The sequence below is a fragment of the Bythopirellula goksoeyrii genome (assembly GCF_008065115.1).
Classification (GTDB): Bacteria; Planctomycetota; Planctomycetia; order Pirellulales; family Lacipirellulaceae; genus Bythopirellula; species Bythopirellula goksoeyrii.
Window position 1 is genome coordinate 4,456,669 of sequence record NZ_CP042913.1, and the last position, 26,990, is coordinate 4,483,658.

General features: G+C 49.9%; 19 protein-coding genes. 6 read left to right on the forward strand and 13 right to left on the reverse strand.

Going from position 1 to position 26,990, the window contains the following annotated elements; translation table 11 throughout:
• The first annotated feature begins 1 nt into the window (after position 1).
• The 4 genes from Pr1d_RS17620 to Pr1d_RS17635 are packed head-to-tail and all read left to right on the forward strand — an operon-like array spanning position 2 to position 4,786.
• Complete coding sequence (locus tag Pr1d_RS17620; protein WP_148074753.1) at positions 2–2,221, forward strand: glucosidase family protein; 2,220 nt, start codon at positions 2–4, stop codon at positions 2,219–2,221.
• A 4-nt stretch (positions 2,222–2,225) separates the two neighbouring features.
• On the forward strand, positions 2,226–3,014 hold the full coding sequence (locus Pr1d_RS17625) for an SDR family NAD(P)-dependent oxidoreductase (protein ID WP_148074754.1): 789 nt from the start codon (positions 2,226–2,228) through the stop codon (positions 3,012–3,014).
• A gap of 27 nt (positions 3,015–3,041) precedes the next feature.
• Positions 3,042–4,019 (forward strand): mannonate dehydratase, encoded by a 978-nt coding sequence (locus Pr1d_RS17630; RefSeq protein WP_148074755.1) that lies wholly within the window; start codon positions 3,042–3,044, stop codon positions 4,017–4,019.
• 26 nt (positions 4,020–4,045) lie between these two features.
• Positions 4,046–4,786, forward strand: coding sequence for an SDR family oxidoreductase (locus Pr1d_RS17635; protein WP_148074756.1), 741 nt, complete (start codon positions 4,046–4,048; stop codon positions 4,784–4,786).
• Positions 4,787–4,852: 66 nt separating this feature from the next.
• Here Pr1d_RS17635 and Pr1d_RS17640 read toward each other — a convergent pair whose 3' ends face one another.
• The 10 genes from Pr1d_RS17640 to Pr1d_RS17680 all read right to left on the reverse strand — a co-directional run bounded on the left by Pr1d_RS17640 (position 4,853) and on the right by Pr1d_RS17680 (position 17,373).
• Positions 4,853–5,719 carry an SMP-30/gluconolactonase/LRE family protein gene (locus tag Pr1d_RS17640; RefSeq protein WP_168205319.1) on the reverse strand — a complete coding sequence of 289 codons (867 nt, stop codon included), beginning with the start codon at positions 5,717–5,719 and terminating at the stop codon, positions 4,853–4,855.
• 316 nt (positions 5,720–6,035) lie between these two features.
• Positions 6,036–6,278 carry a hypothetical protein gene (locus Pr1d_RS26115; RefSeq protein WP_148074758.1) on the reverse strand — a complete coding sequence of 81 codons (243 nt, stop codon included), beginning with the start codon at positions 6,276–6,278 and terminating at the stop codon, positions 6,036–6,038.
• A gap of 211 nt (positions 6,279–6,489) precedes the next feature.
• A complete protein-coding gene (locus tag Pr1d_RS17650; protein WP_148074759.1) occupies positions 6,490–9,510 on the reverse strand; it encodes a PQQ-dependent sugar dehydrogenase in 3,021 nt (1,006 codons plus the stop codon).
• A gap of 164 nt (positions 9,511–9,674) precedes the next feature.
• The gene (locus tag Pr1d_RS17655; protein WP_148074760.1) at positions 9,675–10,523 is read right to left on the reverse strand and encodes a carbohydrate binding domain-containing protein; all 849 of its coding nucleotides are present in this window, start codon (positions 10,521–10,523) and stop codon (positions 9,675–9,677) included.
• A gap of 141 nt (positions 10,524–10,664) precedes the next feature.
• Entirely contained in the window at positions 10,665–12,329 is a 1,665-nt protein-coding gene (locus Pr1d_RS17660; RefSeq protein ID WP_168205320.1) for a family 16 glycosylhydrolase, read from the reverse strand.
• A gap of 67 nt (positions 12,330–12,396) precedes the next feature.
• Positions 12,397–12,861 (reverse strand): hypothetical protein, encoded by a 465-nt coding sequence (locus Pr1d_RS25835; RefSeq protein WP_168205321.1) that lies wholly within the window; start codon positions 12,859–12,861, stop codon positions 12,397–12,399.
• A 107-nt stretch (positions 12,862–12,968) separates the two neighbouring features.
• Positions 12,969–14,009: a DUF1559 domain-containing protein gene (locus Pr1d_RS17665; RefSeq protein WP_148074762.1), complete on the reverse strand. Its 1,041-nt coding sequence runs from the start codon at positions 14,007–14,009 to the stop codon at positions 12,969–12,971.
• A 44-nt stretch (positions 14,010–14,053) separates the two neighbouring features.
• A complete protein-coding gene (locus Pr1d_RS17670) occupies positions 14,054–14,947 on the reverse strand; it encodes a hypothetical protein (RefSeq protein WP_148074763.1) in 894 nt (297 codons plus the stop codon).
• A gap of 353 nt (positions 14,948–15,300) precedes the next feature.
• A complete protein-coding gene (locus Pr1d_RS17675; RefSeq protein ID WP_148074764.1) occupies positions 15,301–16,029 on the reverse strand; it encodes a PEP-CTERM sorting domain-containing protein in 729 nt (242 codons plus the stop codon).
• 291 nt (positions 16,030–16,320) lie between these two features.
• On the reverse strand, positions 16,321–17,373 hold the full coding sequence (locus Pr1d_RS17680) for a LacI family DNA-binding transcriptional regulator (RefSeq protein WP_148074765.1): 1,053 nt from the start codon (positions 17,371–17,373) through the stop codon (positions 16,321–16,323).
• A 178-nt stretch (positions 17,374–17,551) separates the two neighbouring features.
• Here Pr1d_RS17680 and Pr1d_RS17685 point away from each other — a divergent pair, with 178 nt between their 5' ends.
• Positions 17,552–19,027, forward strand: a complete 1,476-nt coding sequence (locus tag Pr1d_RS17685) for an MFS transporter (RefSeq protein ID WP_148074766.1) — start codon at positions 17,552–17,554, stop codon at positions 19,025–19,027.
• 15 nt (positions 19,028–19,042) lie between these two features.
• On the opposite strand, the gene Pr1d_RS17690 is transcribed toward Pr1d_RS17685, so the two are convergent.
• Entirely contained in the window at positions 19,043–22,510 is a 3,468-nt protein-coding gene (locus tag Pr1d_RS17690; protein WP_148074767.1) for a hypothetical protein, read from the reverse strand.
• A gap of 65 nt (positions 22,511–22,575) precedes the next feature.
• Entirely contained in the window at positions 22,576–23,628 is a 1,053-nt protein-coding gene (locus Pr1d_RS17695) for a glycosyl hydrolase family 17 protein (RefSeq protein WP_168205322.1), read from the reverse strand.
• A 390-nt stretch (positions 23,629–24,018) separates the two neighbouring features.
• Between Pr1d_RS17695 and Pr1d_RS17700 the strand changes: the two genes are divergently transcribed.
• Complete coding sequence (locus Pr1d_RS17700) at positions 24,019–24,828, forward strand: hypothetical protein (RefSeq protein WP_148074769.1); 810 nt, start codon at positions 24,019–24,021, stop codon at positions 24,826–24,828.
• An 11-nt stretch (positions 24,829–24,839) separates the two neighbouring features.
• Here Pr1d_RS17700 and Pr1d_RS17705 read toward each other — a convergent pair whose 3' ends face one another.
• Positions 24,840–26,606, reverse strand: coding sequence for a coagulation factor 5/8 type domain-containing protein (locus tag Pr1d_RS17705; RefSeq protein WP_148074770.1), 1,767 nt, complete (start codon positions 26,604–26,606; stop codon positions 24,840–24,842).
• Between the last annotated feature and the right edge of the window lie 384 nt (positions 26,607–26,990).

Sequence of the window (26,990 nt, forward strand, 5' to 3'; positions counted from 1 at the left end):
TATGACTCTTATCAATCCCCATCATAGAATGCTCTATCGGTTGATGCTGATTTCGTCAATCGCTTTGGTCACCCAAATGGACTCTCGCTTGCCGGCTGAATCTACTAACAACCAATCAGCAGTTCCGAGCATTGACGAAATGGCCAGCGAATGGCTTGAAGTGGACCAAATCGCCCACATGCCTTCACTGCACAACTTTCATGACATGGCCGCATGCGCGCCGGACCTCGTGGGTGTGAATTACAATCCTGACGGACAACTATTTGATTGGCCAACGGGTCCTCGCTGGTTTCGCTATTTGACTTTGCCTCTCTTGAAGTTAAAGGTCAATGGCATTGAGTACGACTCTACGACGTGCCGATGGTATCCCCATCAGGCTGTTAGGAGACACAGCATCGAGGGTCTCGATCTGAAAACCACGGTTCGCATGCAGTTTGAAGGAGCTGGGCTATTTTATAAATTAAAGGTGTCGAATAGCTCGAACGAAGATCAGTCGGTAGAACTTCTATTGGAGGTCCCTGGGATCAAGCTCTCTGACACTGAGGAACCGATCGTCGCGTATGAGTCAGACGACCAGAAACTTGAAACTGCCCACGCTTTTGGCGATTCCACTCCAGAACCTGAAAGCGCGAAGTCAAGACTAGAAATGGTCCACGCTTTCGCCGACCAGCCTGATCAGATTGAAGGATTGCCAGGTGCAGTTAGAGCGAGATGGATTCGAGAGCTGAAACCCGGCGAGACTGCAACAGTACGGCTTGTGATGTCTCATGGTCAAAATACCGAGAAGTTTCCATCACAAGAAACAGTCAATAAGGCAACTGCCTGGGCTTCCAACTTTGAGGAAACCTGGAACACAGTGAAGTCACGTTGGCAGGATCGTTGGAACGATGTATTTGATCCTGAGAATGACCACTTTTCGGGTTGGTTGCCAACCCTCGTCACTTCAAACGAAAAACTAAGCGACATCTATTATCGCAGCATTCTCACGCTCTTAGTTCTTCACCGAACTAATATGGCCATGTGCGACCGTGTGTTTGTCACTAGCGGAGAGCGAGACAAAGGTGTCGTATTCTTCTGGGACACTTCCATGTGGTCCAAGGTTTTTGCTCTGCTTGAACCCGAAGGCATGAAGGAGCACGTTAAGTTATTTCTCTCCTGTGACCCTCACAAAGGCCCTGTCTTCGGAATGGATGATGGTCGTCAATGGGAGGGTTGGTACGCAGCAAACGATTCCACAATCTTCACATTTGTAACTGAGTATCTCAATGTGACGGGCGATATGGCTTTTCTTGACGAAAAGGTTGGCGTCAAGACCGTCCTAGAGCATCTTGATTCTTTGGCTACCAATTGGCAAAAGTTGCAACGCGACAAGAGCGTGATGCTCGCCGATTATGGCGAAAATCGAAATCTATTGGAATGCGCACCGGCCTATATTCATCGTGTTCCCTCATTTAACGCGGCCAATGTGTGGATGATGCGTGCCACAGCTGACTTCTACGAACAACATGGGAACATGAAGCGAGCGGATCAACTTCGAGATTGGGCAAACGAGTTCGCACTGTCGGTGCTTGACCTGTATAAACCAGGCGAAGGTGTCTGGTACGCCTTGCACCGAAATGGAGACCGCGTGGAACTTCGGCACTGTTACGATTTTGTCTGTATCGGCCGTTTCATGCCTGTGGATCTGACACCTCGGATGAAAGAAGAAATGGTCGATTTTGTCGAACGCGAACTTTTGACAGATCACTGGATGCGTGCCATGTCTCCGAAGGACAAAGCGGCTGCCGAGTCGGATCGCCCCGACCATGGACCGATGGGAGCTTATGACGCATGGCCAGCGCTAACTGCTGAATCGATGTGCATCCTGGGTGCCTGGAAACCCGCCTTCGAATTTCTCTGCGACACGCAAGATGTGTTGTATGAAGGTGTGTATGGTCAGTCACGAGAGTTCTACGGCGAAGATCGCGGCGATCGCGATGCACCGGTCCGTATTGCCATGCGTGGGGCCTGCATGCGTGAGAGTGTAGGCGGAGGGGCTTTTGCTGAGATGATAATAGGTACCCTTTTCGGCTTCCGACCCCAAGCAGACCAACAATTGAAACTCTACGAAGCGGACATCGACCGTGGTTTTAAAGGAAAGCTCTTAAATGTTCGCTTTGACAATCGATTGCTTGATATTTCCAGCAATGCCGACGGGGTAAGTTTTACCTATCAGGAATAGCAACATGGCAAGCCAAACCTATCCCGGACTTCAAGGCAGAACTGCCATCGTAACAGGAGGTGCGAAAGGAATAGGAGCAGCGTGTGTTCAGATTCTCGCAGAGCAAGGAGCCAAAGTCGCAATCTTAGATCTCGACTACGAGTTGGGAAATTCATTGGCTCACGAGGCAGGGTCAGAATGTATTGCCTATGAATTGGACGTCAGTAATTCTTCATTGATACGTGAGGCAATCAGAAAGATTACAGAGCAACTTGGCCTGCCAACTTTGCTTGTCAACAATGCAGGCATTGGCCACTATGGAACTGTAGTTGAAACGACCGATGAGCAATTGGATCGCGTGCTGGACGTTAATCTAAAATCCTATTTTTTTTGTGCACGTGAAGTTGTCCCCCACATGCTTACCGCGGGAATGGGTTCGATTGTTAACGTCGCAAGCGTGCAGAGTTTTATGAGCCAAAAACGCGTCGCTGCTTATTGCGCTAGTAAAGCGGGCATTATCGGTCTCACCAGGGCAATCGCTGTCGACCATGCTCCCTCGATCCGATGCAACGCAGTTTGTCCGGGCACAGTCGATACTCCCATGTTGGCCGATGCGATTTCAGAACTACCCGACCAAGAAGCCATTCTGCAGGAATGTCGCGATATGTATCTCACGAAAAGAATTGCCGAGCCAATGGAGATCGCCCAGTTAGTTACCTACTTGCTGAGTGACCTCTCTTCGTTTATCACTGGCCAGGCCATACGGATTGATGGAGGCATAGGCCTGGAAATCGGTGGAAGTGTTCAAGATTAATATCACGCGTACGTTGGAAAACAGAATATGCAAGTTGCCGGCGTGGCCAAACAGTTTAACGAAACAAACCTAAAGCTCATCAAACAGCTCGGCGTCGATGACTTTGTGTACTACAGTATGCAGGGCATGCCCGATACTCTCGAAGAGCTCTCGGCTGTCAAAGAGTTAGTTCAAAAAAATGGACTTCGTCTTTCAGTAATCGAGGGGGGACCGGTAATCGATCAAATTGTATTGGCCAAGGACAGGCGCAATCAACAGATCGAAGAGTACATCCAGTCGATAAGAAATATGGGGCGATTGGGAATTCGTGTGTTGTGTTATAACTTTATGCCCCAAGTCACAAGTGCTGCGATGGTCGTGCGTACTTCAACAGTGTTTGAGGAGCGTGGCGGTGCTTATACGAGTCAGTATCGAGAAGCCGATCTACGAGATGAGGACATCGTTCACGATGAGCAGCCCACAACCGATGAAGAGATGTGGGATAACTTAGAATACTTCTTAAAACGCATTGTACCTGTCGCCGAACAAGAAGAAGTCCTGCTGGCGATGCATCCAGACGACCCTCCCCTATCGCCTCTCTGCAATCTGTCACGCATCATGAGAAATGTGGCAAACTTTGATCGTCTGTTGAGTATCGTCGATTCCCCGGTGAATGGATTGACATTGTGTCAAGGCTGCTTCGCTGAAATGGGGTGCGACCTTGTCGAAACCATTCGACATTTCAAAGATCGCATTCATTTCGCGCATTTTCGTGATATCTTTGGTACGCCTACTGATTTTCATGAAACTTTTCCTGACAATGGTGCCAACGACATGCTGAAGGTCATCAAGACCTATCGAGAAATCGGTTATGGGGGATTCATCCGAGTAGATCATGTTCCCCTTCTCGCGACGGAGTCTGGTGACTACGACGGATACGGAATGATCGGACACAGCTTTGCGATTGGCTATCTGAAGGGCTTGATGGAATCCGTTTATGGCAAATCAGCATCACAAAGCCGTTGAATAAAAAACGCAAATTGAGGCCCCAAATGAACCGACTCGATGGAAAAAAAGCCTTTATCACAGCGGCCGGCCAGGGAATTGGCAAAGCTACTGCCTTGGCCTTTCATCGCGAAGGGGCTTGCGTGGTGGCGACTGATATCAGTTTGGAACTACTTGATGCCCTGAGACAAAAAGCGCCAAGTTTAGATTGTCGTCAACTAGACGTACGAGACAAGGATGCCATCACAGCAATCGCTGCCCAAGTAGAAGCTGTCGATATCCTGTTCAACTGCGTAGGATATGTCCACGAAGGGACTATTCTCCAATGCACCGAGGAAGATTGGACCAAGTCGTTCGACATCAATGTAACCTCTTTTTATCGCACTATCAAAAGCTTCTTACCATTAATGCTCTCGGCCGGCCAAGGGAACATCATTAATGTTTCCAGTGTAGCATCCAGCACAAAAGGCTTTCCCAATCGATTCGCTTATGGTGCCAGCAAGGCAGCCGTAATCGGACTTACCAAATCGATTGCCATCGATTTTGTAAAACTAGGCATTCGCTGCAATGCGATTTGCCCAGGAACAATTCACAGTCCATCACTCACAGAGCGCATCGCAAATCATGGCAACTTCGAAGAGACTTTTGCCGCGTTCGTCGAGCGACAACCTATGGGCCGACTCGGAAAACCAGAAGAAGTAGCAGAATTGGCCGTTTACCTCGCCTCAGATGAGTCGACATTTACTACAGGCGGAGTCCATATAATTGACGGTGGCTGTTGCATCTAGCGACCTCGATAGAGAAGAGTGCTAGGCTGCACAGCGTTTTGTAAAAACAGCGGGCCAATTCAAACCTCACACAAATTCCCCTGACTTGTTTATGATAGGGTAATTCAAAGGACAACCAGGAATTTCAACATCTAGTTGAGCCAGATGCCAGCGAGAAAGACTGGCAACAACCATCGTCTGAAGTTGTTCGCCTATATAGGTCACATTAGTAGGCGATGAAAGTGTGGTACTCTCCCAATCCTCAGCGAAAACGGTGAGTTTACCCTCACGTGAAAAGCGATAGATAATATCTGGGGTGTAACAGGCAATATAAAGATTACACTCAGCATCGAACGCTAAACCATCGGGAATGATACGAGGCATCTCGACTACCATCTCAGGAGCACCTAGTTTTCCATCGGGGAGAAAATCCGCCTTCGCGACACTGGGCACGTTGGACAAGGCTACATACAATTCCTTTGAGTCAGGGCTGATGGCCAGTCCATTGGGAAACTCTGCAAAGTCGCTACTTGCGATTTCGGTCACTCCACCTGGTCGAATGCAATAAATGCACCCATCACTCTCATGCCAACTTCCCGAATCGGCCACATACAAATTGCCCGCCGTATCAAAGACGGGGTAATTCGGAGTGATCATTTTCCGAGCGTCGGACCCATTTGAGTAGACTTCAACGGTGCCCTCGGGATCTATTCTCATGACGGCTTTATTCTTAATGTCGCACGCGTAGACATTACATTCCGCGTCAAGACAAAGTCCCAAAATGAAACCGCCGGTGTTGGCGATCATTTCCACGGTTCCGCCAGGTTGAATCCGATAGATCTGGCCCGCTTCCCCACCCGCGTAAACTAAGCCATTGGGACCACGCGAGACGCCTTCCGGATGGTCTAGGCCGTCGGCGTGAATTTTAAAAGATGTAACGGGAATTTCCGCCATGATTGATTCCTTTGTTGAAAAAGGTGTCATGAGTCAGGAAGCTATCTCGATCGAAGCATAACTCAACCAAGTTACATATCGCTGTAATCAACAATAGCAAATGTACAGTCATGGTCTCATGGACTGAGATCCCAAAGTCCATTTGCTTCACCAATAACCAATGTCACGTACTCCGCCGCAACCATGCAGGCAATCATGACACCAACAAGAATCAGAGCATACACAATCGTCTGAAAGCCGCGAATGCCACGTGTCCGAATAATATATAGACTAGAAAGCCAACAAGAAACACGAGCACAAGGGCAAGCTGCGTCAGTCACCCGATACGATTCCCGCATTCCGCTGCAACAACATAGCACCACATTATCCCCAATATCAGTAGTGGCAATCCCAAGATGAAATCGAGCAACGTATCCTCTTCAGGAAGAAAGCAGGATCTGATGCCTAGTATCGCAGAGTACACAAGAAGTATGAAGTAGGAACGACGCTTATTGGCAACGTAGTTGCATGCATGCTTATCATCGTCGCCTGCGATCAATTCCACTGAATCGTCGTTCATCACGACATGTTACACTTGGTAACAGGTAAACGGCTAGACCACATACCCTTGTAATCTTCAGGAATAACCAATCGAGTATCAGCTTGCACGGGATCGACCGGAAGATAGCAAGATAGACCTAAAGTAATTCAGTACGCTCCGTAGGCAAACTCTTCGATTCAGAAATTGCGATCGCAAAGGGATGCTCCTCAGCAGTGACTTGCCAGCGGCGTTAAAGTTTGGTTTCCAGATCGTTGCCCCAGACATCGTCCCACGTTGTATCGGAGGTCGAATCATCGCTCTCCTGTACGATAGGGCTGGCGACTTCTGCCAACTGATTTGAAGAGAGATTCGGGGCGTAGAGTTGCTCCAGAGCGTGCTCGACAGCTTCTATTTGGTCACTTCTCTCGTCTGGAGTCGTACTTGGCGATTCGAAGCCAGTCACGCTGGCACCGTTCAAACTTGCGGGTATCCCCTCACTGGCCAAATTTGCAATTACCGCAGGGCTCAAGCTGTCGGAACAGCCACTCAGCGGATCGGTTGCCATGGCTGCAGGTAACATATCGACCACACTAGTGCTCAGCGGGCCGGATCCATAAGCACTCTGCCAGATGCCCAAGTCATTCCCTTCCACGATACGACTGCGATCTCCGTCGGCAGAGAGATCACTCGTCGAACCGAACGATCGTTGCCACTGCAGAAAATCTCGGCCATCAACGTCTCCGTCATAGTCGTAGTCACCGGGTTGCTGCGCCACATATCGCACGCGGAAGACTCGTGCCCCTGCCTCGATTGGGGTGGCCGCGTCAAGATCTTTGTAGAGCTCGGTGAAGTAGAGGCCATCAGGGCCCGCGATGAGCCCGACGACAGTTGCACGTCCGTTGCCCGTGTATCCAACAAGCGTTGTTGGGCCATCGATCAGATTGCCATCGGTATCAACATTGAATTCGACAATTCGTTTGCCCCGCGTTTGCGGTCCCAGTGCATAGGTCGGCCCTGACTCACTGACATATGCACGATCTCGCATGTCAGGTGGGAATTGGCTGCCGCCGAAAGTCTCGTTCTGAACAAAAGTGATGTTCACCGGTGCATGAGCAGGAACCCAGGTATAGATGGCATTGATAGACATGGAAGCGTCGGACCCATTCCAGCCATAACTTTGACCACGAAGAATTCTGGCAAAGCGGTCAGTGCTAGGTCCGTTTTCGACTTCGTAGTGCTCGCCGTCGGCGGCTCGCCAGGCGCCTCCAAATGGATTGCGAACCCCATAGGCATAGACGTAGTCTCGCGCGTTGATTCCATTGCCAGCATTGTAGAAAGGATTGTCGGTTGGTGCCGTTCCATCGAGATTCATCCGCAAGATTTTCCCACGATAGGAATCGAGATTCAGAGCAGTACCCGCATCGAATCCATCCCCGTTGTGAACGTAGAGCAATCCGTCATCAGGACCAATCGTCAAGTTCGAAATTTGATGGGACTGCCCTTGGCTTTCGCCGATCATATCGCGAATGACAGTGCTACTCGAAGCAGTTAGGCCCCCGTCACTGCTAGTAAAACGTACGACCTGTGGATGATGGGCACCATTAGGGTCGGCGGGGTTCGTGGCCGTGACACGTGACACAAAGACATCTTCTGAGACAGGATCAACAACAATCCCAGTGAGCCCTTGTTCGCCGGAGCCGGGAAAGGAACCTGTCGGATTGAAGTTTAGTAGATTCGTGGCGTAATCGCTCACACTAAAGTCGCGGGTCACTACTTTGATCGTGCCATACAATTCTGTGACGTAGAAATAAGGATCACCAGGATTCGGCCCGGGATTGGGAACGAAGGCGATATTCGTCGGAAGCTGAAGCCCCCCTGCAACCTCCTCCACCACATAACCGGGCTGAAACGCAGTAAAGGGAACTTCAACTGACGTCTCACTTGCACGAGCCAGATTGGAAAAATCAGGGGACGTTTGCCCAGCTGAGCCGTAGTACGTAGATCCATCACTGGAAACCCAGAGATCGAGTCGGTGGTTGGCAGTCAAATTAATCTCCGGCAGGAAGATCGTATGGGGGCCCCCGTGATCATCACTGAAATCAAGATTGGAACTTTCGAGCATCAGGCCATTCGAACCGGCCACTATGGCTACACGAACATTGACATGCTCGCTTAACTCCGCTGGGTTAATCATGGTGTTCGAGATGCCGTTGTTCCCCATAAACTTCAAAAGCAACTCACCTGCCTGGGATTCGACACGTAGTTCGGATTGATTAGGACTTGCGGCAGGGAGGATTACTGACACAGGCGTGTCAGCATCCGACCAAGAGGGCACGGGGCTATTCGCCACATCTGCCAGTTCCAGAGGAAATGTTGCAGATGCCGAACCAGTCTGAAAATTGCGCATAGCATAACTGCTCACCGAACCATCATCATCCCGAAACCGAACGCGAAGTTCAAAATTCGCGTTCGGCAGCAAATCCGTTCTTCCTGCATGAGAATTAATGAATACTCCGTCCCCAAGATGCGTGTGCAAACGCTCAACTCCTTGGATGCCCAATGTCTGCCAGACAATCTGCGGGGAGACGTCGGTTTGCCAGATTTCCCAGTCGGATGATTTATGCAAGTTGCCGTCCACATCGAAGAACCCAACCGATTCCATGTGAACATCGGTCGGGTTGAGAACTTGCCCAGGCACCCCAGGTTCGGTAATTGATGGGACTGAAGGCGAGGAGTTGGGGCCACTGGGAAGTCCGACGATGTGGACAAAATTTATGCGAGTAGCCTTCTCGGCTGCAGATCCTTGATCGATCGTGAGCCGGCCATCGGCGATTGTTATTTGCTGAATTTGCTCGCGAAAATCATTCATTCCAAGAGCCAAATTGCTCCAGAAATTCACCCCCTCCACATTGAGCGTGTACGAACTAGCGAATTCAGGGTCCCCAACAGAAACGGTGACTTCGTAGGTTCCATTAGGTAGCCCAAACTCCCATTTTTGATTTTGGTGAAAATGGATCAGGGTATCTAGCCTCTGATCTGCATTGATGCCTCGATCACGTGAGACGTCGGTATGATCGCTTGACCAACCGTAGGTCAGTCCTCCTCCCTGATTACTGTAAACGGCTCCCACATCCCGGATGTACCGAGTGGGTGTGAGAACTTCATCAAACTGGAAGTTGACGAGATAGGTATCTCCAGCCAACAGACAGCGTGGTTCGAGAGACTCCATTTGTAAGCGACGGCAATAGAGTGACATTGTTTTGCGATTCATTTTCTGCGCTGCACTAATGATTCTAACTGATCACGCAGCCAAACCCCTGCACAAAGTTTCGACCAATGGCAAGAACAGGACAAACCACCGAATGGAATTCCCCCAGGCTTTTGGATTCACAACGAGATGATGAACCTAACACGGCCAAGAATGCACATACTTTCTCAAGATGAAGCTCTATTCAAATTGCGACATAGCAAAGAGTAAACTCCTAGACTCAGCAGGCAAAATGCACTTGGTTCGGGTATCGCGGCTAAGTTGGCGGCTATGGGAGGGGACTGCATATCATAGTTCAATTGCCAATTGGCAAGGTCTGTAGCATTTAAAGCGGGGGTCGTCTCCCCGCGTTGCCATTTGAGTAAGTCTGCTCCATCCACGTCTCCATCCGTGTCAAAATCCCCCAGTAGGCCGCCCGATGTCACAGGGGAGAGGTTAACGTCGTCTACGTACAGGCCGTTGGCGATGCCCCCGACGGCACCCGGAGAGAGTTGGATGCGAAGCAGAAATGAGTCGGCGCCGCTTGGGACATCCATATCAATTAGCCCGAACGACTGATAACTCGTATTGATTCCGGCGGGGATCAGTTGGGTCAGCGTCTCACCTTTGACACCACCGCCATCACTAACATCCTGGTCAAGCCATAGGATCTGGTAAAACATATCAAACCCATCGAAATTGAGCGAGTCAACTTTGGCAGAGAACGAAAGATTGTAATTCAGACCATTGTCAATACTTCCCACAGGTTGAATCTGCTCGATGGCGTAGGGGGTGGGGGCTGCAGGATTGTTGATATGGTCCGCCATCATATAGGCGGAGAAACTGCCCGAATTGGGCATGGCGTTACTTCGGGTCGTGCTGCCGCTCGGTCCGGCAACTTCAAGCCAGTCGTCCGCGTCGTCGCCAGTCCCAATTTCAAATCCGGGATTCAAAAGGATGTTGGCCGAAGCGTTTTCGACAAAGACTGGCATCATCGCCAAGATGGACAGAACCTGAAAATCACGTAGAAGCTTCATGAGTTGTATTTCTTGCTGGACGGTTTGAAATCAAGGTTGATGCATTATTACTAATGTTATAAACAGCGGTCCTTGAGTCGCAATCCCGATTTTGAGGGGGGGGAGCACTTCGCGTAGTTCGAAAAAAGCTGAATATGGATTCTAAAGTTCGCAAACTTCGAGAGTTGCAGATTTCTGTGATTTCATCCGCGATGCTGCAAAATACAAGTATACTACCACCATGAGAACCACCGAACTCGGTTCAGGAACCGCCGTGGCGGCAACATCGAGAGGAACGCCATACTGGGAATTCCAGACGTCCAAGTCGGCAGCGTCTACCATGCCATCGAAGTTGAAATCTCCTTCCCCAATGGACGTTGCGCCGGTTGTGCCGAACCCTCGTTGCCAGGACAAAAAATCAGCACCATCCACATCTCCATCGCTGTCGGCATCGGCGCTGGGGGCAAGGCTCAAGTTCACAAAACTCACATCATCTATGTGAACGGCACCACCCTGATTGTTGGGTTGAATAAACACTAAGGAGAGACGGGCTTCTACCGCTTGGGAGGGGACTGTATCCGTAAGCACGTGCTCCAGCCAGGCATTGTTCGTCGTGGAACCATCGGCAATGATAATCGACTTCGAACTGAGATACTCACCACTGCCATACTTCGCATGAAACGACTTGTAGTAGTCGAATTTCATTTCTAGTTGATTTGCCGATCCTGCGATACTATCAGTTGAGCTGATATAAGCGTCAAGAGAAGCGGAGATCGAATCACCTGGCGAAACCGAAATGCCCTGAGTGACTCCAGAGTAGTTTGTCTGATTGTTGAACTGGCCAAACAATTTCAAAGCCGCTATGCCTTCGTCGACTGCTTCGTCGTGAATTTGAACGTTGGGATTGGGTTGCAATTCATTGCCAAACGTACTCCAGCCAGCTAATGAGCCACCATTCTCCTCGAATCCGCCGTTCTTGAAGAGAATGTTCTGCGTCGTTTGGCTCTTCTCATAAACCCGCACATAATCGACCAGCATCTGTTGCGGCCAGACACTTGAACCGTTGGGTTGAGCACCCCCCAGGAAGTCGCCACCAACGGCTACATTGAGATTAACCTCCATTGGAGCTTGATTGCTGATGTACCCACCAACATCCTGATCATAGAGCGTATAATAGTTTACATCATCCACAAAAAAGCGGATCTTGGCGCTATCCCACTCGACAGCATAGGTATGAAACTCGTCGTGGTAGTTATCCAGTTGACCAAGCTTGGAGGTAATCTGTTCATTGTATCGGAATTGATTCTGTGGCCATTGATTTCCGTAGTGAAATGCACTGCTCGTGAGATTCGGCTGATTTCCGCGATTCTCCAAGATGTCGATTTCACCCTGGGTAGGCCAAGGGTAAGTATTCGTATCGGGCAATAACCAAATGGCTGGCCAAGTGCCTTGCGTGCCGGGCAATTTCGCCCGAATTTCCCAGCGGCCATACTGATTGGCTATCTTACTTTCGACTTTTCCGGAGGTGTAGTCTTTCCCGCCGTTATTAGCATGGTCGGCGGTCAGCACGAGATTGCCACCCGAGACAGTCGCTCGATCGGGTCGATAGGCTTGCTGCTCATTATTATGGGGCGTGTTCCAGTAAATCGGATCCCACTTGGAGATATCGAGCGACGTGCCATCGAATTCATCGCTCCAAGTAAGGTCCCAACCTGCAGGATCAGCGTGGACTGTCAACGAGCTTGCTGACACTAGTGACGTAATGAGCAAGAGTCGCAAGAAGTCGACGCGAGAGGCTCGCAGAGAAAAACCGTCGCATAAAGTCATCAAATGCCTCATATAGATTCGTTTGTTCATCGAAGCGTCAGAGCACAATACTACGACCACTTTACTCTTAACGTTTTCGATTTGTCGTACCTGCGTTATCCAATCCTTCAGATGAGAGTTCGATATCAATCGTGTTGCTTCCCTTTTCCACTTTGAATTGCAACCCCGAGGTACTAGAGATTGCATAGCGTCTGGGTGTGATGTAGGGGCCCGGCATCGGCGGTCCTCCCTGGGCAGGCACGGTCCCGGGTTCACGCGAGGAAACAGTCGTCAAGTAATCACCCGTTTCCAGGCCGGAATCTCGATTGGTACTGAGTACATAACTACCATCACTTTGGATCATTCCCGCAGCACGCATCCCACCATTCACAGGCGCGAAACCTACCACTCCACGCTCCAGGGGTTTGCCATCCAAAGTCACTGTGCCCGATACACTGGCCGGTTTACCTCCACACCCAACTAGCAGCAGAGCGCCAATGACACAAAGAACTACGCTTAGACTTCGTTCGCAAGATCTGAAAATCTTTTTCATAACTACTGATTCTCCCATAGATAGGCCTGCCGAAAAGACGCCACACTTCTGGATTCACAAACCAAAGCGGCAAGTCCTGATTATGAGACAAATCTAGGAATAATCAATCAGTTGTTAAGGCCTGTGGATTCACCGCCATCCTTGGTAGACAACGCACGATAAACGTTATGATCGATTCCTTCGTTCACAAAATGGACTGAGGAGTCTGCCATTGCAAAATGTACACCACCAGGATGAAGACTGCGAAAACCGCGGACGTCGAACCAATTGTCCCGAACTAGTTCCGGCGGGGAAAAGTAGTTCAATTGCATGTTGCAAGCAGCCCAGTCGCCATCGGAGAAATAGGCAGCTCCGTGCAAGTCCTGCTCGGCTACTGCTTCGCCGATCATCAACGTATTGCTGAGTCCATCGCTGATGCGTTTAAAAGGGATGGGATCGTAGTAGCTCATCTTCCAGAAAAGCCCATTGCAGCCCAAAGTCTCAAAACAATCGGGAACACTACCCCATTGGGCATTGCTCCACAAACCATCTGCACCAAAGACATTACCAAGTGCCGTATCGCCAGCCACACCTTTATAGCTAGTGACTGCGGTCAGCGCAGGTTCCCAGTGATAGTTACCCTCCCTAGGGGTTGCTGAGGGATCTGAAGGACACGTCAACACGGGCAATTGCCGCTCCATATACTGACGAATTTCAGGTCGACCCATCCCGCGACCATTGGTCGCTGTGACGATAAATCGATTGTCGGGATTCGACGGATCGAATCCGGGCTTCATGCCGTCGTACATGGCCTGTTGCTCAAGCTGCGGGAGCACATCCACGATCCACCCTTTGCCGTTCGTATTCTTACCTGCCACGTACTTCGATACCGCAGCAGGTGAATCTCCAGAAGCAGTCCGATAAACCTCGCGCCCGAAGTTCGTGTTGTAGTTGATACCAAAGGGAAGGTGCTTTCGAGAATCATGAAAATTATGGATTGCCAAGGCCACGTTTTTCACGTTATTCGCACAAGACATCCGCCGTGCGGCCTCGCGTGCCGCCTGCACCGCTGGCAGCAACAATGCCACCAACACGCCAATGATGGCAATAACCACCAAAAGCTCTACCAAGGTGAAGCCACGCTGGCGGCCAGCAGTAATCCTGGACATGACAAAACTCCATCTGAAAAGCTTGAATGAACGGGTGAAACTTTTTAGCAGTATCCACGATGCTGACGTCGTAGGCTGGTTGCGCCAACGGCCACTAGCAAGGCCAAAACGCAGCTACTAGGTTCCGGTACACCCACTACGGCGCTAACAGGTGGCGGTGTAAAGCCATAGTTATCCTGCCAGTCAGTCAGACTGCCCACGGCGGTATCCCTTTGCCACACAAGAAAGTCATTGCCATCCACGTCACCGTCGTCATCGAAGTCCCCGGCTGTCCCTGGAGGGGTTCCGAAAGCTTCAACAACAACCGTGCCTAAGGCAGGTGCGTCAGTAACCCAGACATTGGGTCCAGTCGTGGCAAAACCATATTGCACATGACGACCAAGTCCTGGATCGGTAAACAGCGAAATACTAAAGGCACCCGTATCACCTACGTCGATAATTTCTTCTGTAACATTGAAGCTGGAGTAGTCTGGGGCAAAGTCCTTGATAAATATTTTAGTCAAATAGTCACCAAAGAGATCTGAGAGCGAGTTCGAAAGTACGTTGCCTTCGAAGGTCACGACTTGACCAGCGAGAGTGTCAGTCTTTTCGACATACATATTGGCTTCCATGATCTTGTTGCCCAGAGCGCCGGGACTTCCGCAATTTGGGGCACTACCACTGCCCGTGCATTGGTACCAATACTCGTTGGGGTCATCGATCGTATTGGGAGAGAGAGTCAATGTGGAAGGAGAAGTAGAGAACTCTGCGACCAAGTCGGCAGTTCCCCAGGCACTGCCCCATAGAAATGCACCACCATTCGCCGGCAATTCCGACACATTCATGTAACCCAACCACTCTTCACCCATATCTACGCCAACTGTAACTTGTGCATGAACCAGGTTTGATGTGGCCCAAACAGCACAACCGACCATCAAGATTATCAGTGTATGTTTCATTGTTCGTTTCCCAATTATTAAAGGTATTTGTCAGATGCTGATTGACTGGCAACATCAGGACCAGATTGCAAATGATAAATAGGGCTAGCTGCCCCGGCAGTGAACTCGTCAGGCATCTGCCAACAGAATGAAGAAGCCAATGAATCTCAAAAGCATCTCGCCTATTGAAGCGTGACGAACTTCGCAACCGTCTAGCCCATTCAAAGTAGTGAGAGATTGTTTCTCAAAGAAGTAATTGTGTTTTGTTTTCAGTAACATTGATGGCCGCTGCTGCAGGACATTCCACTGAAGCAAGCCATCCCAGGTAAATCGGCGATTGCCCGCCCAAGGGGCGGGCAATCGCACTTCTTCAATTATACCAACTTCCGATTGCGGCGACGCATTCCAACGAACGCCAAGCCACACATTCCGACGAGTGACAGTGAGGCAGGCTCGGGAACCGTGCCAACCATCAGATTGCCAAATGGAGCGATATCGGTAATCCAAACATTCACACCCTTGACCTGGAAGCCATACTGCACATGCCGCCCAGCTGCTGCATCGGTTGCCAAGCTGATGCTGGACGCTCCAGGGGTAAGCGGAGCAGAATAGACATCGTTAGAGCTTGAATAGTCAGGGGCAAAGTCGCGAATGAAGGCAATCGCGGTATGAGCAGACGTGAACGTATTAGCCAAAATATTGTATTCAAAGGTCACGGTTTGGCCATTAAGGACGTCGGTCTCCTCAATGTACATATTGGCTTCCATAATCTTGTTGCCCAGGGCGCCAGGACTTCCGCAATTTGGGGCACTACCGCTGCCAGTGCATTGGTACCAATACTCATTGGGATCGTTGATTGAATTGGGGAAGAATGTGAGTTTCGAGTTCGCGTCGTCAAACGACACGGGAAGATCTGGAACTGCCCATCCACTCCCAAATTGATAAGCACCGTCACCATCCGGTGCCGGTAGGTTGCTGACATTCATGAAACCCAACCAAGGTGCCGTAGATTGTCCAACTTTGACCGTTGTTGCCTGTGCCTGCATTCCTAGAGCAGCTACAGCTGCAATGGCACAACAGGCGAGTGATTTAAATCGATTCATGAGCAATTCCCTCAAAAAAAAAGAACGGACAAGGCCCCCCACACTCGAGGGGATACCAAAAAACAAGAACACGCTATCTGAATCTGAAAAGAGTTATGAGCAACCGCCGGTTCGACTGTCTCTATTCTACAGAGCGAATGCGAATAGGACCAAAAAGTAAACCTGCCCCCAAACCTAACCCGTTGCATGTAACTGTTTCAGGTACAGTTTCAGTATAATCGTTGCGACCGACATGTCAAGCAAAATCGGAAATTTTTTTCTGGCCTATTTCGATACGGATATTTGCCTCTTTCAGGCTGAATCCAATCGAATTCTAGTTCCGTCGGGCAGGACTCTTACCTGCTCTTCGGGAATTCGGCCCGTAGTTCCATTGATTTCAAACCAACTCGTCTCGATACGATCATCGGGCCGCTGGCTCATGCCGTTGTCCACCATCTTGGCGAGCTGCAGAAATGCGACTGAGCCGAGCTTATTGGCATCCTGACAAACGGAGGTCATTTTTGGATAGACGAAGTCACGCATATCTCGATCGTCAAAACCGACCACTGACAACTCGCGAGGAATATTTAGCCGCATACTGTGTGCTTCATTTAACAGCCCTACGGCTACCGAGGGATCCGTGATGTACACTGCCGTAGGAGGATTCGGCACACTCATCAAGCTACGAAGCAGTTGGGCTCCATCGGGACGATGGGCGGGAATTCGAAAAACAAGGCTATTTTCCAGTGGAATTCCGTTCCTGTCTAATACTTCAACGTAAGCCCGATAGCGATCGACGTGGTCACCATCGTCGAACTCATTGGCAGCAAATGCGATCTTTCGATGACCTAAAGATATCAAGTGCTCAATCGCTTGCTTGCTGGTCGTAAAGGAATCTGCGTAGACGAAATTCAGCGTGGGGTGGTCAAAATGGTCGCCAACGACAATAGCGGGGAAATTTTCCTCGGCAATTTGCTTGCAGACTTTACGCCCTTCGACAGTCGACCGTAGGATGACCCCGCGAATACCTTTGCGGAGAAAGTACTGAGTATAGGTCTCGTCTGAACCTCTATCCCGGGTAGGGTCGAGGATTACTAAGTCTAATTCGACCCCAGTCATGGCTTGGCCCATTCCCTCGACCAAAGACATGTCGTAGGTGGAACCCAACGCGAAAGGACCCGTGTAAATCAGACCAAGAAACGAAGTGCTCCGACGAGATACATTTGGAACGTAACCACAGCGGTTTACAGCCTCTAAGACCTTGGTGCGAATCTCCTGAGTTACAGAAGAACTATTGTTAATTACCCGAGAAACAGTCGCAATTGACACATTTGCGTGCTCAGCAACTTGTCGAATAGTGGGCATTGTAGTAGTATCCTGTAACGATTCAGAAACTGTTTCTTGGTAATGGCCATCATAATCGACCTTTCCATCTTGTCAAATCAGCTGTTCCCAGGAACACGACACCGGAGCTTGAGAATTTCGCCCTATTAAGAGAGCAAGTCTTACAGGTTCTAAACTGTGGAAATATCTGAGGTATTTTGTGGGACAGACTGAACATCACCAGACACCGCCTGAGGATCGGATTTCTCTGATCCAAAAATCTGCCTATTCAGTCGGCATGCTAGTCAACAATTTACAGGCGGCTGCGCTCCCCGCGATGGTTGTCATTCTCAATCTGGGGCTCGGCATGAGCCCGGTTCTGGTAGGCATCATCGGCTTTGCTCCCCGCATCTTCGATGCCCTCTCTGATCCGATGATGGGATACATCTCCGACAATACAAAGTCCCGCTGGGGCAGACGCAGGCCCTACATCTTTGCCGGCGCTATTCTTGCCGGGATTGTCTTCGCTGCGATGTGGCAACTTCCGCCGGGCCACTCGGAGAGTTTTTACTTCTGGACATTTCTGACCGCTTCGATCCTCTATTTCCTCACCTATACCATCTATGCAACTCCTTTCGTTGCCTTCGGCTTCGAGATGACGCCCGACTATCATGAGCGAACTCGCCTACAAGCCTTTGCCAATACCGTCGGTCAACTCGCTTGGTTGGGGGTTCCATGGTTCTATGCGATCATGGCGAGCGAATTGTTTGACAATACGGTGCATGGTGCCCGCGTGTTGGCACTTTGGGTGGGAGGGGCCATCTGTCTGCTGGGGGTTTTTCCAGCTATCTTCTGCCGAGAGAAGATCGTTCCGCTGCCGGCACAAACTCTCTCAAATAAAGAGGACAACGTCAAAGGCTTCTGGGGCCATTCGAAGGATTTTTTTCAGGGCATCGGCACGGCGCTCTCGTGTCGCCCCTTCGCAAAACTTTGCTCCTCAACGTTTCTTGTATTCAATGGCTACCAATTGGGAGCGTCCTTTTCGCTCTACGTTATTATTTACTACGTATTCTTTGGAGATGACAAACAAGCCGGTAGCTTGTTTGGTTGGTTTGGAACCCTCACCGCCGTCAGCACCTTGGTAGTCATTCCCTTGACCGCCTGGATTTCGACCAAAATTGGCAAACGCGAAACGTTTTTGATTACGATATCTCTCTCACTAGTCGGTTATGCATTGAAGTGGGTCGGCTACAATCCGGAACATCCGTATTGGCTGTTGGCTTCCTGCCCTTTTGTGGCCTTCGGCACCGGCTCACTGTTCACGCTCATGGGTTCGATGGTGGCCGACGTATGCGACTACGACGAACTCGAGAGCTATCAGCGTCGTGAAGGGGTTTTCGGGGCCATCTATTGGTGGATGGTCAAGGTAGGGATGGCGCTGGCAGGACTCCTGACTGGAGTCATGTTGGAAGCATCAGGTTTTGATGTTGCACTAGAGTCTTCTCAATCAGAACGCACCTTATGGTTGCTGAGAGTATTTGACGTTGGCGTTCCTCTGATAAGCTCTGCCGTCGCGATATGGATCATATCAACGTACGAAATCACAGAAGCTCGGGCCTACGAGATACGTGCAGAACTAGAACGTCGTCGAGGGAAACCGGAAGAACTTCTCGTTGCAGAGGGAGACTCCGTCTGACGGATTTGCAGTTTCTCAGGCACGAAGCACAGCTTGCTCAGGAATACGCACCTCGATCCGAGTAATTTCACCTGTTCGTTCGAATAGCTTTAAGCTCAGGTGAGCATCGAGATAAGCCTGTTCAAAGGATACCTTGCTGCCATTTGCAAAGTGCACATCCATCGAGAAGTCCTCGTCGGAGAGATAATACACAATTGGAACCTGGCAGACAGTAAATGCCAGTGCAATGGGACCAAGCTGGAGTAACTGTGCTTCGCCCGTAAGGTTGAAGTAGTGAAACTCATGTGAATTCTCTTCGAACTCGCGGCGACGCAGGAGGACTGGATCAAAATGGAGTCGGCCCTCGAGAATTCGAATTCCCAGTTCGCCCTGTCGGGTAAGTATTTCTTCTTTAACCTGTCCGGTCATGCCAGGCTGCTGGGCACCGCTGTGCTTGGGTGAATGGGAATAGGGGTCCGTGGGGAACGCACCGTATTGGCTAGGTGTCTTATCTGAACTAAGTCCCGCCCGAACCAAATAGTAGGCATCAGCCAGGGCATCGATGACATTCTTGGAGGCTTGTCGGTCAATAGCACTAAAGACATTCTCTTGAACCGCTAAAAGAAGCTTCGAAACCATATGCCAATAAATGCACCCCAAACCTTCATAGCCATACATCGTCCCTGATCGACCTGTATAGGTTTTATGGGAAAACACTTCTTCAAAGACTTCTATCACTTCCCTGCGATCACGAGCCACCAATTCAGACCAGTGCGAGTCATGGCCCAGCTTATCAAGCTGTTCATTCAACTCAGCTTGCCTCTGAATTGCAGCGGCAAAATGATATTCGCCAAAAACATCTTGAACAATAATCGATCTGTTATGGGACTTCACCATTTCGCGTAACAACGAAACCGAGGATAACCGCTCCTCGGGAATCCTGTTGCGGAGTAAGAAACCGTCCAGGCTGCGATCAGGGTAGAGCATGAAGCTACTCTGATCTTGACGGAATAGTTTGCTCTCAAACATCGCATCAATCAGTTCCACCGCTTGGGCAGCATCAAGCAGGCCGCTACTGAGTGCCGACACCTGTCCTTCGAGCATTTCGTAAAGTGGATTGACACTCGCAGAGTGGTCAGTTGAATTCAGGTCTAGCAAGTTGTAAGCATGATATAAACAGTCCGCACGACGATTGGCTCGAATTGAATGATCCAAGTATTCGACGGCCAGGCGGAAAAACTCTACCAGCTCGGTACTGCCAATAGTGTGCTTACCCGAGAATCCTTCATCATAGACTTTCAGTCGATAGTCAGAGAATGCCTGTCCCGCAACTTGCAATATCCGAAACACTGCTTTCTCAGTGATGGTCGTCTCATGGAGCAGATGACGATTTTCTTGCAGCAGGCTGCGGATACTACGGAACCATTGTTCGACCTCGATGGAGATAGAAAGCCGCCGGTCGCCGATTTCACGGATCAATCCGATTAGTAAGTTCAAATGGCGGCGTAGATAGCCGACAGTGACCATCGACAGGCCAGAGCCAACTAGCGCATTGTTGGCATCGTTCCATTCAGGCCGTTGAGTGTTGAGCCAAATCCCTCCATCCAAGGCAAAATTCGAGAGCTTAGTCAGCACGGGAACTAGGAGTTTTTCAATCAAGTTTACATAGTAAATGTCGCCTTGGGCATCGAGCACCAGTTTTCCGTCGGCACCTAAATCTTCGACGCGCCGTGCAATTTCTTGAGCAGTAAATCGATCATAGTCGATCGTTTCGCTGCTATTCTCAACGATGTCCTCATAGGGACGAATGCGATAAGGAACATTAGCGTAACAGAATATTTGATCTTCAAGAAGTCCCTCTATTTGGCCTGGAAAAGAGTGCTGCAGTGACTCCAAGAGCCTTGTCAAATAGATGATCTGATGGTCGCCCCAGTAGCCGATGTTGCTCCAGGGATCCTCTGGATCGGGTGCTTCCCAGTCGATTCCATCACGTGAAATGCGGTAAGGGTTGAACCCATCGATTGTAGACGCATTCACAAACTTGGCGATCATATTCGGCAAGAAAGCAGGAAAGCTATTCGCCAAAGCCTCCCAGTTTTGAAAAATATCTCGCCAGTTGCCTTGATAGTTGTAAATACATGAGCCATCCTCGTTGCGAACGTGAATCTCGAAGACGTTCCACGGACGACTGGGATCCCCATGACGCCGGCCAAATGTAAGAGGCAGGTACTCCAACACAATTCGCACCAGATCAGTATTTCGCTGCTCTCGAGCGAGTTTCAACAATTCTTTAGAATCGATCCGCTCGGGGAGTGAACGCAAAAAAGTCTGCATTACATCTTTTGTGCGAAGATTGCGCGAAGCGACAAACGCGATGAAATCATGTGATTCAATCGTATAGTTCGACCTGAAAACTCCGCCACGCATATTGTTAAACAGCACATTGGCAAAGTGATGTGCAGTGGCAAGCTGACTGCCTGTCGATTGCAGGCCATCCGCACTGGCAACATTTCGAAGCAATTCTTTATGGTCGTCGTGAATTGCCTGTTCTAATGATTCGTCAAGTAAAGCTTCGTCGCCGAGCCTCCGGCGTATTTCTGCAACTTGCTGGTGATCACGCCCCACATCTGCGACCAGATACCATGAATGGGACTGGCCTGGAGCCAACTTCAATGTCGTGTAGGTGAAAAAATTTCCGCGTTGACCAGTACAAAGCGATTCCGGTTCAGGTGTTTCTCCTGCACAAAAAGAATTGAGCCCTTTTGAAGAAAGAAAAACGTGGTCATTGGATAAGCCTCGACACCAGACTGTCGTGGCCCGCAGAACCTCGGCTGCTTCTGCCCGATCCAAAATCTGAGAAGTCAGACTGTAGATCCCAAGCCCTGACGCAGCATCATATTCGTTGTGCTTATAGGCATCCACCAAGCAACTTGCTCGCTGATACGTGGTCAGCGGTACGCCGCTTGGAGTCAAGTTTTGCAATCCATCAATCAACTCGATCTCTATTTCTTCGGAACCCGTGTTTTCCAATGTCGCTGTCCGAATAAATCCAAACTTCGTTGAGGTTCTCCAACTCGAGGAAAAGGCAAGTCCTAAACGTTCATTCGTCTCCTGGAAGATTAGCTGATCCCCTGCGACATGTTTCAGAAGTTTTCGAGAACCCCGACAACCTGTGGTAAGACTCTCTTCAAAGGGTTGCCAGAATGAATACTGCCCTCCGGTCTCCTGATGTCGCACCAAGGTGAGTGGTCCAGTATGAGAGTGACAGTCATGCAACAAATCGACCGTCAAATAGGGAAACAAACAGTTCTCGGCACTCACTCTCCCAGCAGTGAGCCCACCAGTGGAAGATACGTACATCCACTGGTCACCTACACTGACCAAACTTATGAGAAACGGAGGCATCTTGTCGTAGTTCTCGATTTGATAGAAATCTTGTCCATTGATTTGAATGAACTTACCGACGACTGAACCCGACCGAATTGGATTGGCTATTTCAGGCACGCTACTATTTCCTAAGTTCAAATTATTAGATGTGTGACGGCCTTCGGAGAGCTATCAAGTCAATACTATTCTTCGGAACCGGCCAGAGCCTTCTTGGGAGTACGATCAACTCGATAAAGCCCCCAGTGTTTCTCTACTTCGTTCGGATGAGGGCCACCTTTCCAGGGTTCGTCAAACGCCTCAAAGTAGAATGTACAAATCTTGTGTTCTCGAGCCCATTCGGTAAATTGCTCGTAGTACTGACGTTGCTCCGACTCACCTACTTCTCCTTTGATGAGTTTTGCTTGCTCTCCTTCGTTGTGAACTTGAGTGGCCCAACCTGCCTCACCAATGACTACCATTTTATCGGGATATTCTTTTTTTACCTCACCATAGATTTTTTCGGTCCACTCCATCGCCTTTGACAATTCCAGCCCTGCCCACAAGGCGTGGATATGCGTAACGATGAAGTCGATTTCATCGGCGATCTGTTTACTCTCGGGTTTATTCCAAAAATTGAAGTCGTCTGCGGTCGTTACAGGCACGTTCGTCGCAGAGCGGACTTCTCGAATGTGACGAATCAGTTCTTCCGGAGGAGTGCGGTGATCTGACCAAAACACCTGAGTTTCATTGCCCACACTCACGGCAATGACCTCTTCGGGAAACGCATTTGCCAAACGGATAGCCGTAGCAATTTCCATTCTATTTGCTTCTTTTGCCAGTAAGGGATTGGCAGAACTCTCCTCGGGTACAATCCAAGCTCCTAGCATCATCTTGAACGGGAGACGCTTCTCGTGAATAATCTTGAGAACTTCCTCGGCTGATTCGCCCGCCCCATACATCCGGAGCAAATTCCAATGTTGAGAAAGCAAATTCAAATCTTCGGTTAGTTTCTCGCGCGTTGGCTGAAGGCCGCCCGGTGACTCTTCCTCACGATAAGGGCCGTAGGATATGCCTTGGCCAATCCACTTGTCTTTGAGGACAGGAGTGAACTCTCGCAAGACGAACTCATGCTCAGCAGAATCGACACTTGCTCCCTCAGGAACTACATGTTCATCAGCAAGTACTGGTCTATTAGTTAGAGACCAAACCCATACGACCCACAGCACTATCGCAAACCTTGAGAGACGAGTAGCCATAATCACACCAATCCTATTACTCGATAGAGGGGAAGCAGCAAGAAGTTTGAGATTAAGAGATCTGAAGCGAGTTAGAATCTTCACTATGGTCATTGTGATCACTTCTGATGGGTCTTACAACGGGTTACAAGAAGGAAAGCAATCAGGCCAAGAGTCAGTAACGTGACGATAATTCAAAATGTAAATTTGTTTCAAGGACCATTGTTCGACTTGAAGGCGATTTTTTGAGTCTTCGAATTCAAGCCGGAGTTCATTTCGATTTTTGAAGAACTTCGAAAGGCGTACCCGTTGGATATAATGCATACGGGGGAACTGTGGCCTATCAAGCAAACTTAATGGATGGCCAATCGGAACTTACACTTTGAAAGTTGGTCGACGTGGGTGATTTCGATGAATGATTGTCTCACTCTGTTCCGTTTACTCGGGGTATGTGTTCTCTTTTTTTTTCGGTTCGCGGCAGCAGATAACGCTCTTAGTCACGAAGGCCGAATATTTTCGATCGAAGTCGTCAACGGTAAACTCCAGGTCCAAGGCATTAATACGGGCGAGCCGGACGGAGCTCCCACGACAAGGCCCTATGTGAACTCTATGCATGATCATTGGAAGAACTCTACGATACCAGAATTGGGCCCTATCGCGAATTCCTTCTTGCCAGACTACGAGATCCAAATCGGCACTGCATTCGTTATTTTGAAGGATCATGAAGTTACTTTGGAACTCCTCAGTGCATCGCAGTGGGTCAATCCGCCGATGATGCCACTGCCGGGAACGATTCCTCACCTCCGGCCGCTCGACCCGGGGGAAGTGATCCGCATTGAAGCGGGTACCACCGTCACTACCGACTCGCTTGGCACTTTACTGCTTAGCTCCTCAGTCCCTCAGACGGGCATCGCAGATATCTTGGTGAATTACTCGATCGATGGCCATCCGACGAACGAAATCCACGTCCTTGAGTTCCGCCTCTCTGCGTCTCCTACAGATCTCAATCAGCCCAGCATGATAAGAGACAGCGATCCCATCTATGTGCTGCTATCGCCAGATGGTGCCAATCCCATGGAAAAACTGCATTACGCGTCGCTGTATTTAGAGCAGTACCTGGCAACAGTTCCAGAACCTAATTCTATCACATTGGTATGCTTGGCAACCGCTCTGTTGTGTACCAGGCCTTGCACCATAAACTCACTAGGCTCAAACCTCTAACGACTCTCTTCCTACTTCACGGTTGCCTTTTGCCGAGTGACGACTTCGCCTCCTTGTCCGTTGATCACGTTGAGAATCCCACTTCCCGGCTGACCTCCCGAGAGGCGATGCGTCAACGCATGGTGAACGACGACGCCCTGGGAAATGGGCGTTTCGATTGCGTTCTCAGCAATCACAACTGCATCTTTGAACACATGGTAAACTCCCAGACCCCATGCCTCGTGGCTCACCACCTTTTCACCGACCTTGTACGACGCATACCCTTCGCCAGTGTCGCTCCGCCAAGCTTCCTGCGAAGGGGGATCGTAGGGCATTTCGCTCTGATAGAAAAAGACACGCCCTCCATTGCCATTCCAAACCGTCTGGTGCTTCTGTGTATGCTCGACAAACAGGGCATAAATCGTTACATCATCTCCCTCGACCCGCAGCCCCGTGTCACAAGTGTTTTCATCCCAGCCCACGTTGTTGCCATGGTCAGCGCGCCACAGCCATAGATTGTCGCCAACCACATGGTTGTCATAGATCGTCACCATCTGCTTCGCCTTACCCTCGCCATTGCCTCCCACGCGGCAAAAAATGTCGTGCAAACAAGTCGGATTCTCCTCATGACCTACGTTTCGATTTGGAAGTCCAATTTGCACCAGCGTTTCCACTTCTTTCGGGCTGGCGTCGAAAAGAATTCCGCTAATGATGACTCCCTCGCCGGCTTCCACGCGTAAGGTTGGCTTGCCGGAGGAGGAAGTTAGGCTTGGTAAACCCAGGCCAAAAATTACTGTGTCAGGTCGAGTAACAACAATCGTATCATCGAATGAATAAACCCCTGGGGTGAAGAGCAGATGCTTTCCAGATTGTAGAGCATTGTTTACGCTCTCGGCTGTATCGCGATCAGGCCGCGCAATGTGAAATCTCTCCAGCGGCAGCAGTTCCCCTCGTGATTCCTCATCATTCCACGTAATCCCAGTCGTCCCCTTGCGGCGGAGCGGCGGGACCAGCACGAACCATTGCCCGTCGTCCTTGGCTACAAGGTACGGTTTCTCGCGGACGACATGTGTCTGGTCAACCACGGTAAACGGCACATCAGGCCATTCGCCTTCAGGCGCATCGTTGCACCCCACGAAGACCATATTCCAAGCACCACCATTCCACTCTCGCCACTCACAATTTCTCGAGAACCACTGTTGCTGTGTACCGGGCTGGACACTCCCATCCACATTGCAGTCCGCCATGAACCCACCGCTCGACCAGCCTCCAGAGGACAGCTTGAGTTCCCCTTGAATATGTGTACGCCGCAAGGGCGCTGCCTGCGAAATTGCCCAAATGTTCACCCCATCCGGTGGCGCTACAGTGAGATTCTCGACTGCCCTCCAGAAATTGCATGTAGCGTTTCGATTCATCCATGCTGCGTCCGTCCAAACGTGGCCCGCGATCGTCACATCACTGGGCGATTCGCCCAGCCCTGCCACATGGGTATAAAAACCAACCGGTACTTCAAGCTCATAGTTCCCCGGCTTGAAGAGCAGCGCAAATCGACCCTTACCGAATTGCGCCCGCTCCTGCTGAGCGAAAACTGTGTCGATCTGATGTTGTGCCTCGCCTTGCCCTGGTTCGAATACGAAAACATTTGGCCCAAGGTCAGGTGCAGGCGGAACCGCATCTACGTTAAGTGCTGGCGACGGCTCCTTGGCAGCAAGATTCGATGAACCTATTAGCGAATCGTGACCAAGTATCCAGGCGATTAGAAACAATGAGACGATTGATCCGAGGTTTCCGGGAGCCATCTTCGCGTCTTTGATGCGATGAGAGGTTCTTTTCAGCAATGTCACAAAATGAATCATTGAAGACTTCGTGTATATTAAGGACATGGACATGAAAATGTTTTACATGGGAATTCGCTTCACAAGATAGGACTACAACTTCAAATCTTTATGTAAGCCATTTCGAATCGGCTGGTGTCGCTAATTGAAAATTGACTTGTCGATAGTTACAATCCTGAAACTTTGCAGCTTATCCGTCAATCACAACAAGTAGCACTTCTATGTCTATTTCATCCTTCTGGCTTTGTATAGTCACCATCTTGGTAGGTCATCAAGCAAATTTGGCGCCTTGTCATGCGAAGGATTCCTTGCAGATCAAGATTTTTGAGACCTCACGTGCAGGCGCAA

What these genes read in the sequence shown, in the direction of transcription:
- Pr1d_RS17620 (WP_148074753.1), top strand. Translation starts at nt 2, where the DNA reads ATGACTCTTATCAATCCCCATCATAGAATGCTCTATCGGTTGATGCTG.
- Pr1d_RS17625 (WP_148074754.1), top strand. Translation starts at nt 2,226, where the DNA reads ATGGCAAGCCAAACCTATCCCGGACTTCAAGGCAGAACTGCCATCGTA.
- Pr1d_RS17630 (WP_148074755.1), top strand. Translation starts at nt 3,042, where the DNA reads ATGCAAGTTGCCGGCGTGGCCAAACAGTTTAACGAAACAAACCTAAAG.
- Pr1d_RS17635 (WP_148074756.1), top strand. Translation starts at nt 4,046, where the DNA reads ATGAACCGACTCGATGGAAAAAAAGCCTTTATCACAGCGGCCGGCCAG.
- Pr1d_RS17640 (WP_168205319.1), bottom strand. Translation starts at nt 5,719, where the DNA reads ATGGCGGAAATTCCCGTTACATCTTTTAAAATTCACGCCGACGGCCTA.
- Pr1d_RS26115 (WP_148074758.1), bottom strand. Translation starts at nt 6,278, where the DNA reads ATGAACGACGATTCAGTGGAATTGATCGCAGGCGACGATGATAAGCAT.
- Pr1d_RS17650 (WP_148074759.1), bottom strand. Translation starts at nt 9,510, where the DNA reads ATGAATCGCAAAACAATGTCACTCTATTGCCGTCGCTTACAAATGGAG.
- Pr1d_RS17655 (WP_148074760.1), bottom strand. Translation starts at nt 10,523, where the DNA reads ATGAAGCTTCTACGTGATTTTCAGGTTCTGTCCATCTTGGCGATGATG.
- Pr1d_RS17660 (WP_168205320.1), bottom strand. Translation starts at nt 12,329, where the DNA reads ATGACTTTATGCGACGGTTTTTCTCTGCGAGCCTCTCGCGTCGACTTC.
- Pr1d_RS25835 (WP_168205321.1), bottom strand. Translation starts at nt 12,861, where the DNA reads ATGAAAAAGATTTTCAGATCTTGCGAACGAAGTCTAAGCGTAGTTCTT.
- Pr1d_RS17665 (WP_148074762.1), bottom strand. Translation starts at nt 14,009, where the DNA reads ATGTCCAGGATTACTGCTGGCCGCCAGCGTGGCTTCACCTTGGTAGAG.
- Pr1d_RS17670 (WP_148074763.1), bottom strand. Translation starts at nt 14,947, where the DNA reads ATGAAACATACACTGATAATCTTGATGGTCGGTTGTGCTGTTTGGGCC.
- Pr1d_RS17675 (WP_148074764.1), bottom strand. Translation starts at nt 16,029, where the DNA reads ATGAATCGATTTAAATCACTCGCCTGTTGTGCCATTGCAGCTGTAGCT.
- Pr1d_RS17680 (WP_148074765.1), bottom strand. Translation starts at nt 17,373, where the DNA reads ATGCCCACTATTCGACAAGTTGCTGAGCACGCAAATGTGTCAATTGCG.
- Pr1d_RS17695 (WP_168205322.1), bottom strand. Translation starts at nt 23,628, where the DNA reads ATGGCTACTCGTCTCTCAAGGTTTGCGATAGTGCTGTGGGTCGTATGG.
- Pr1d_RS17700 (WP_148074769.1), top strand. Translation starts at nt 24,019, where the DNA reads ATGAATGATTGTCTCACTCTGTTCCGTTTACTCGGGGTATGTGTTCTC.
- Pr1d_RS17705 (WP_148074770.1), bottom strand. Translation starts at nt 26,606, where the DNA reads ATGGCTCCCGGAAACCTCGGATCAATCGTCTCATTGTTTCTAATCGCC.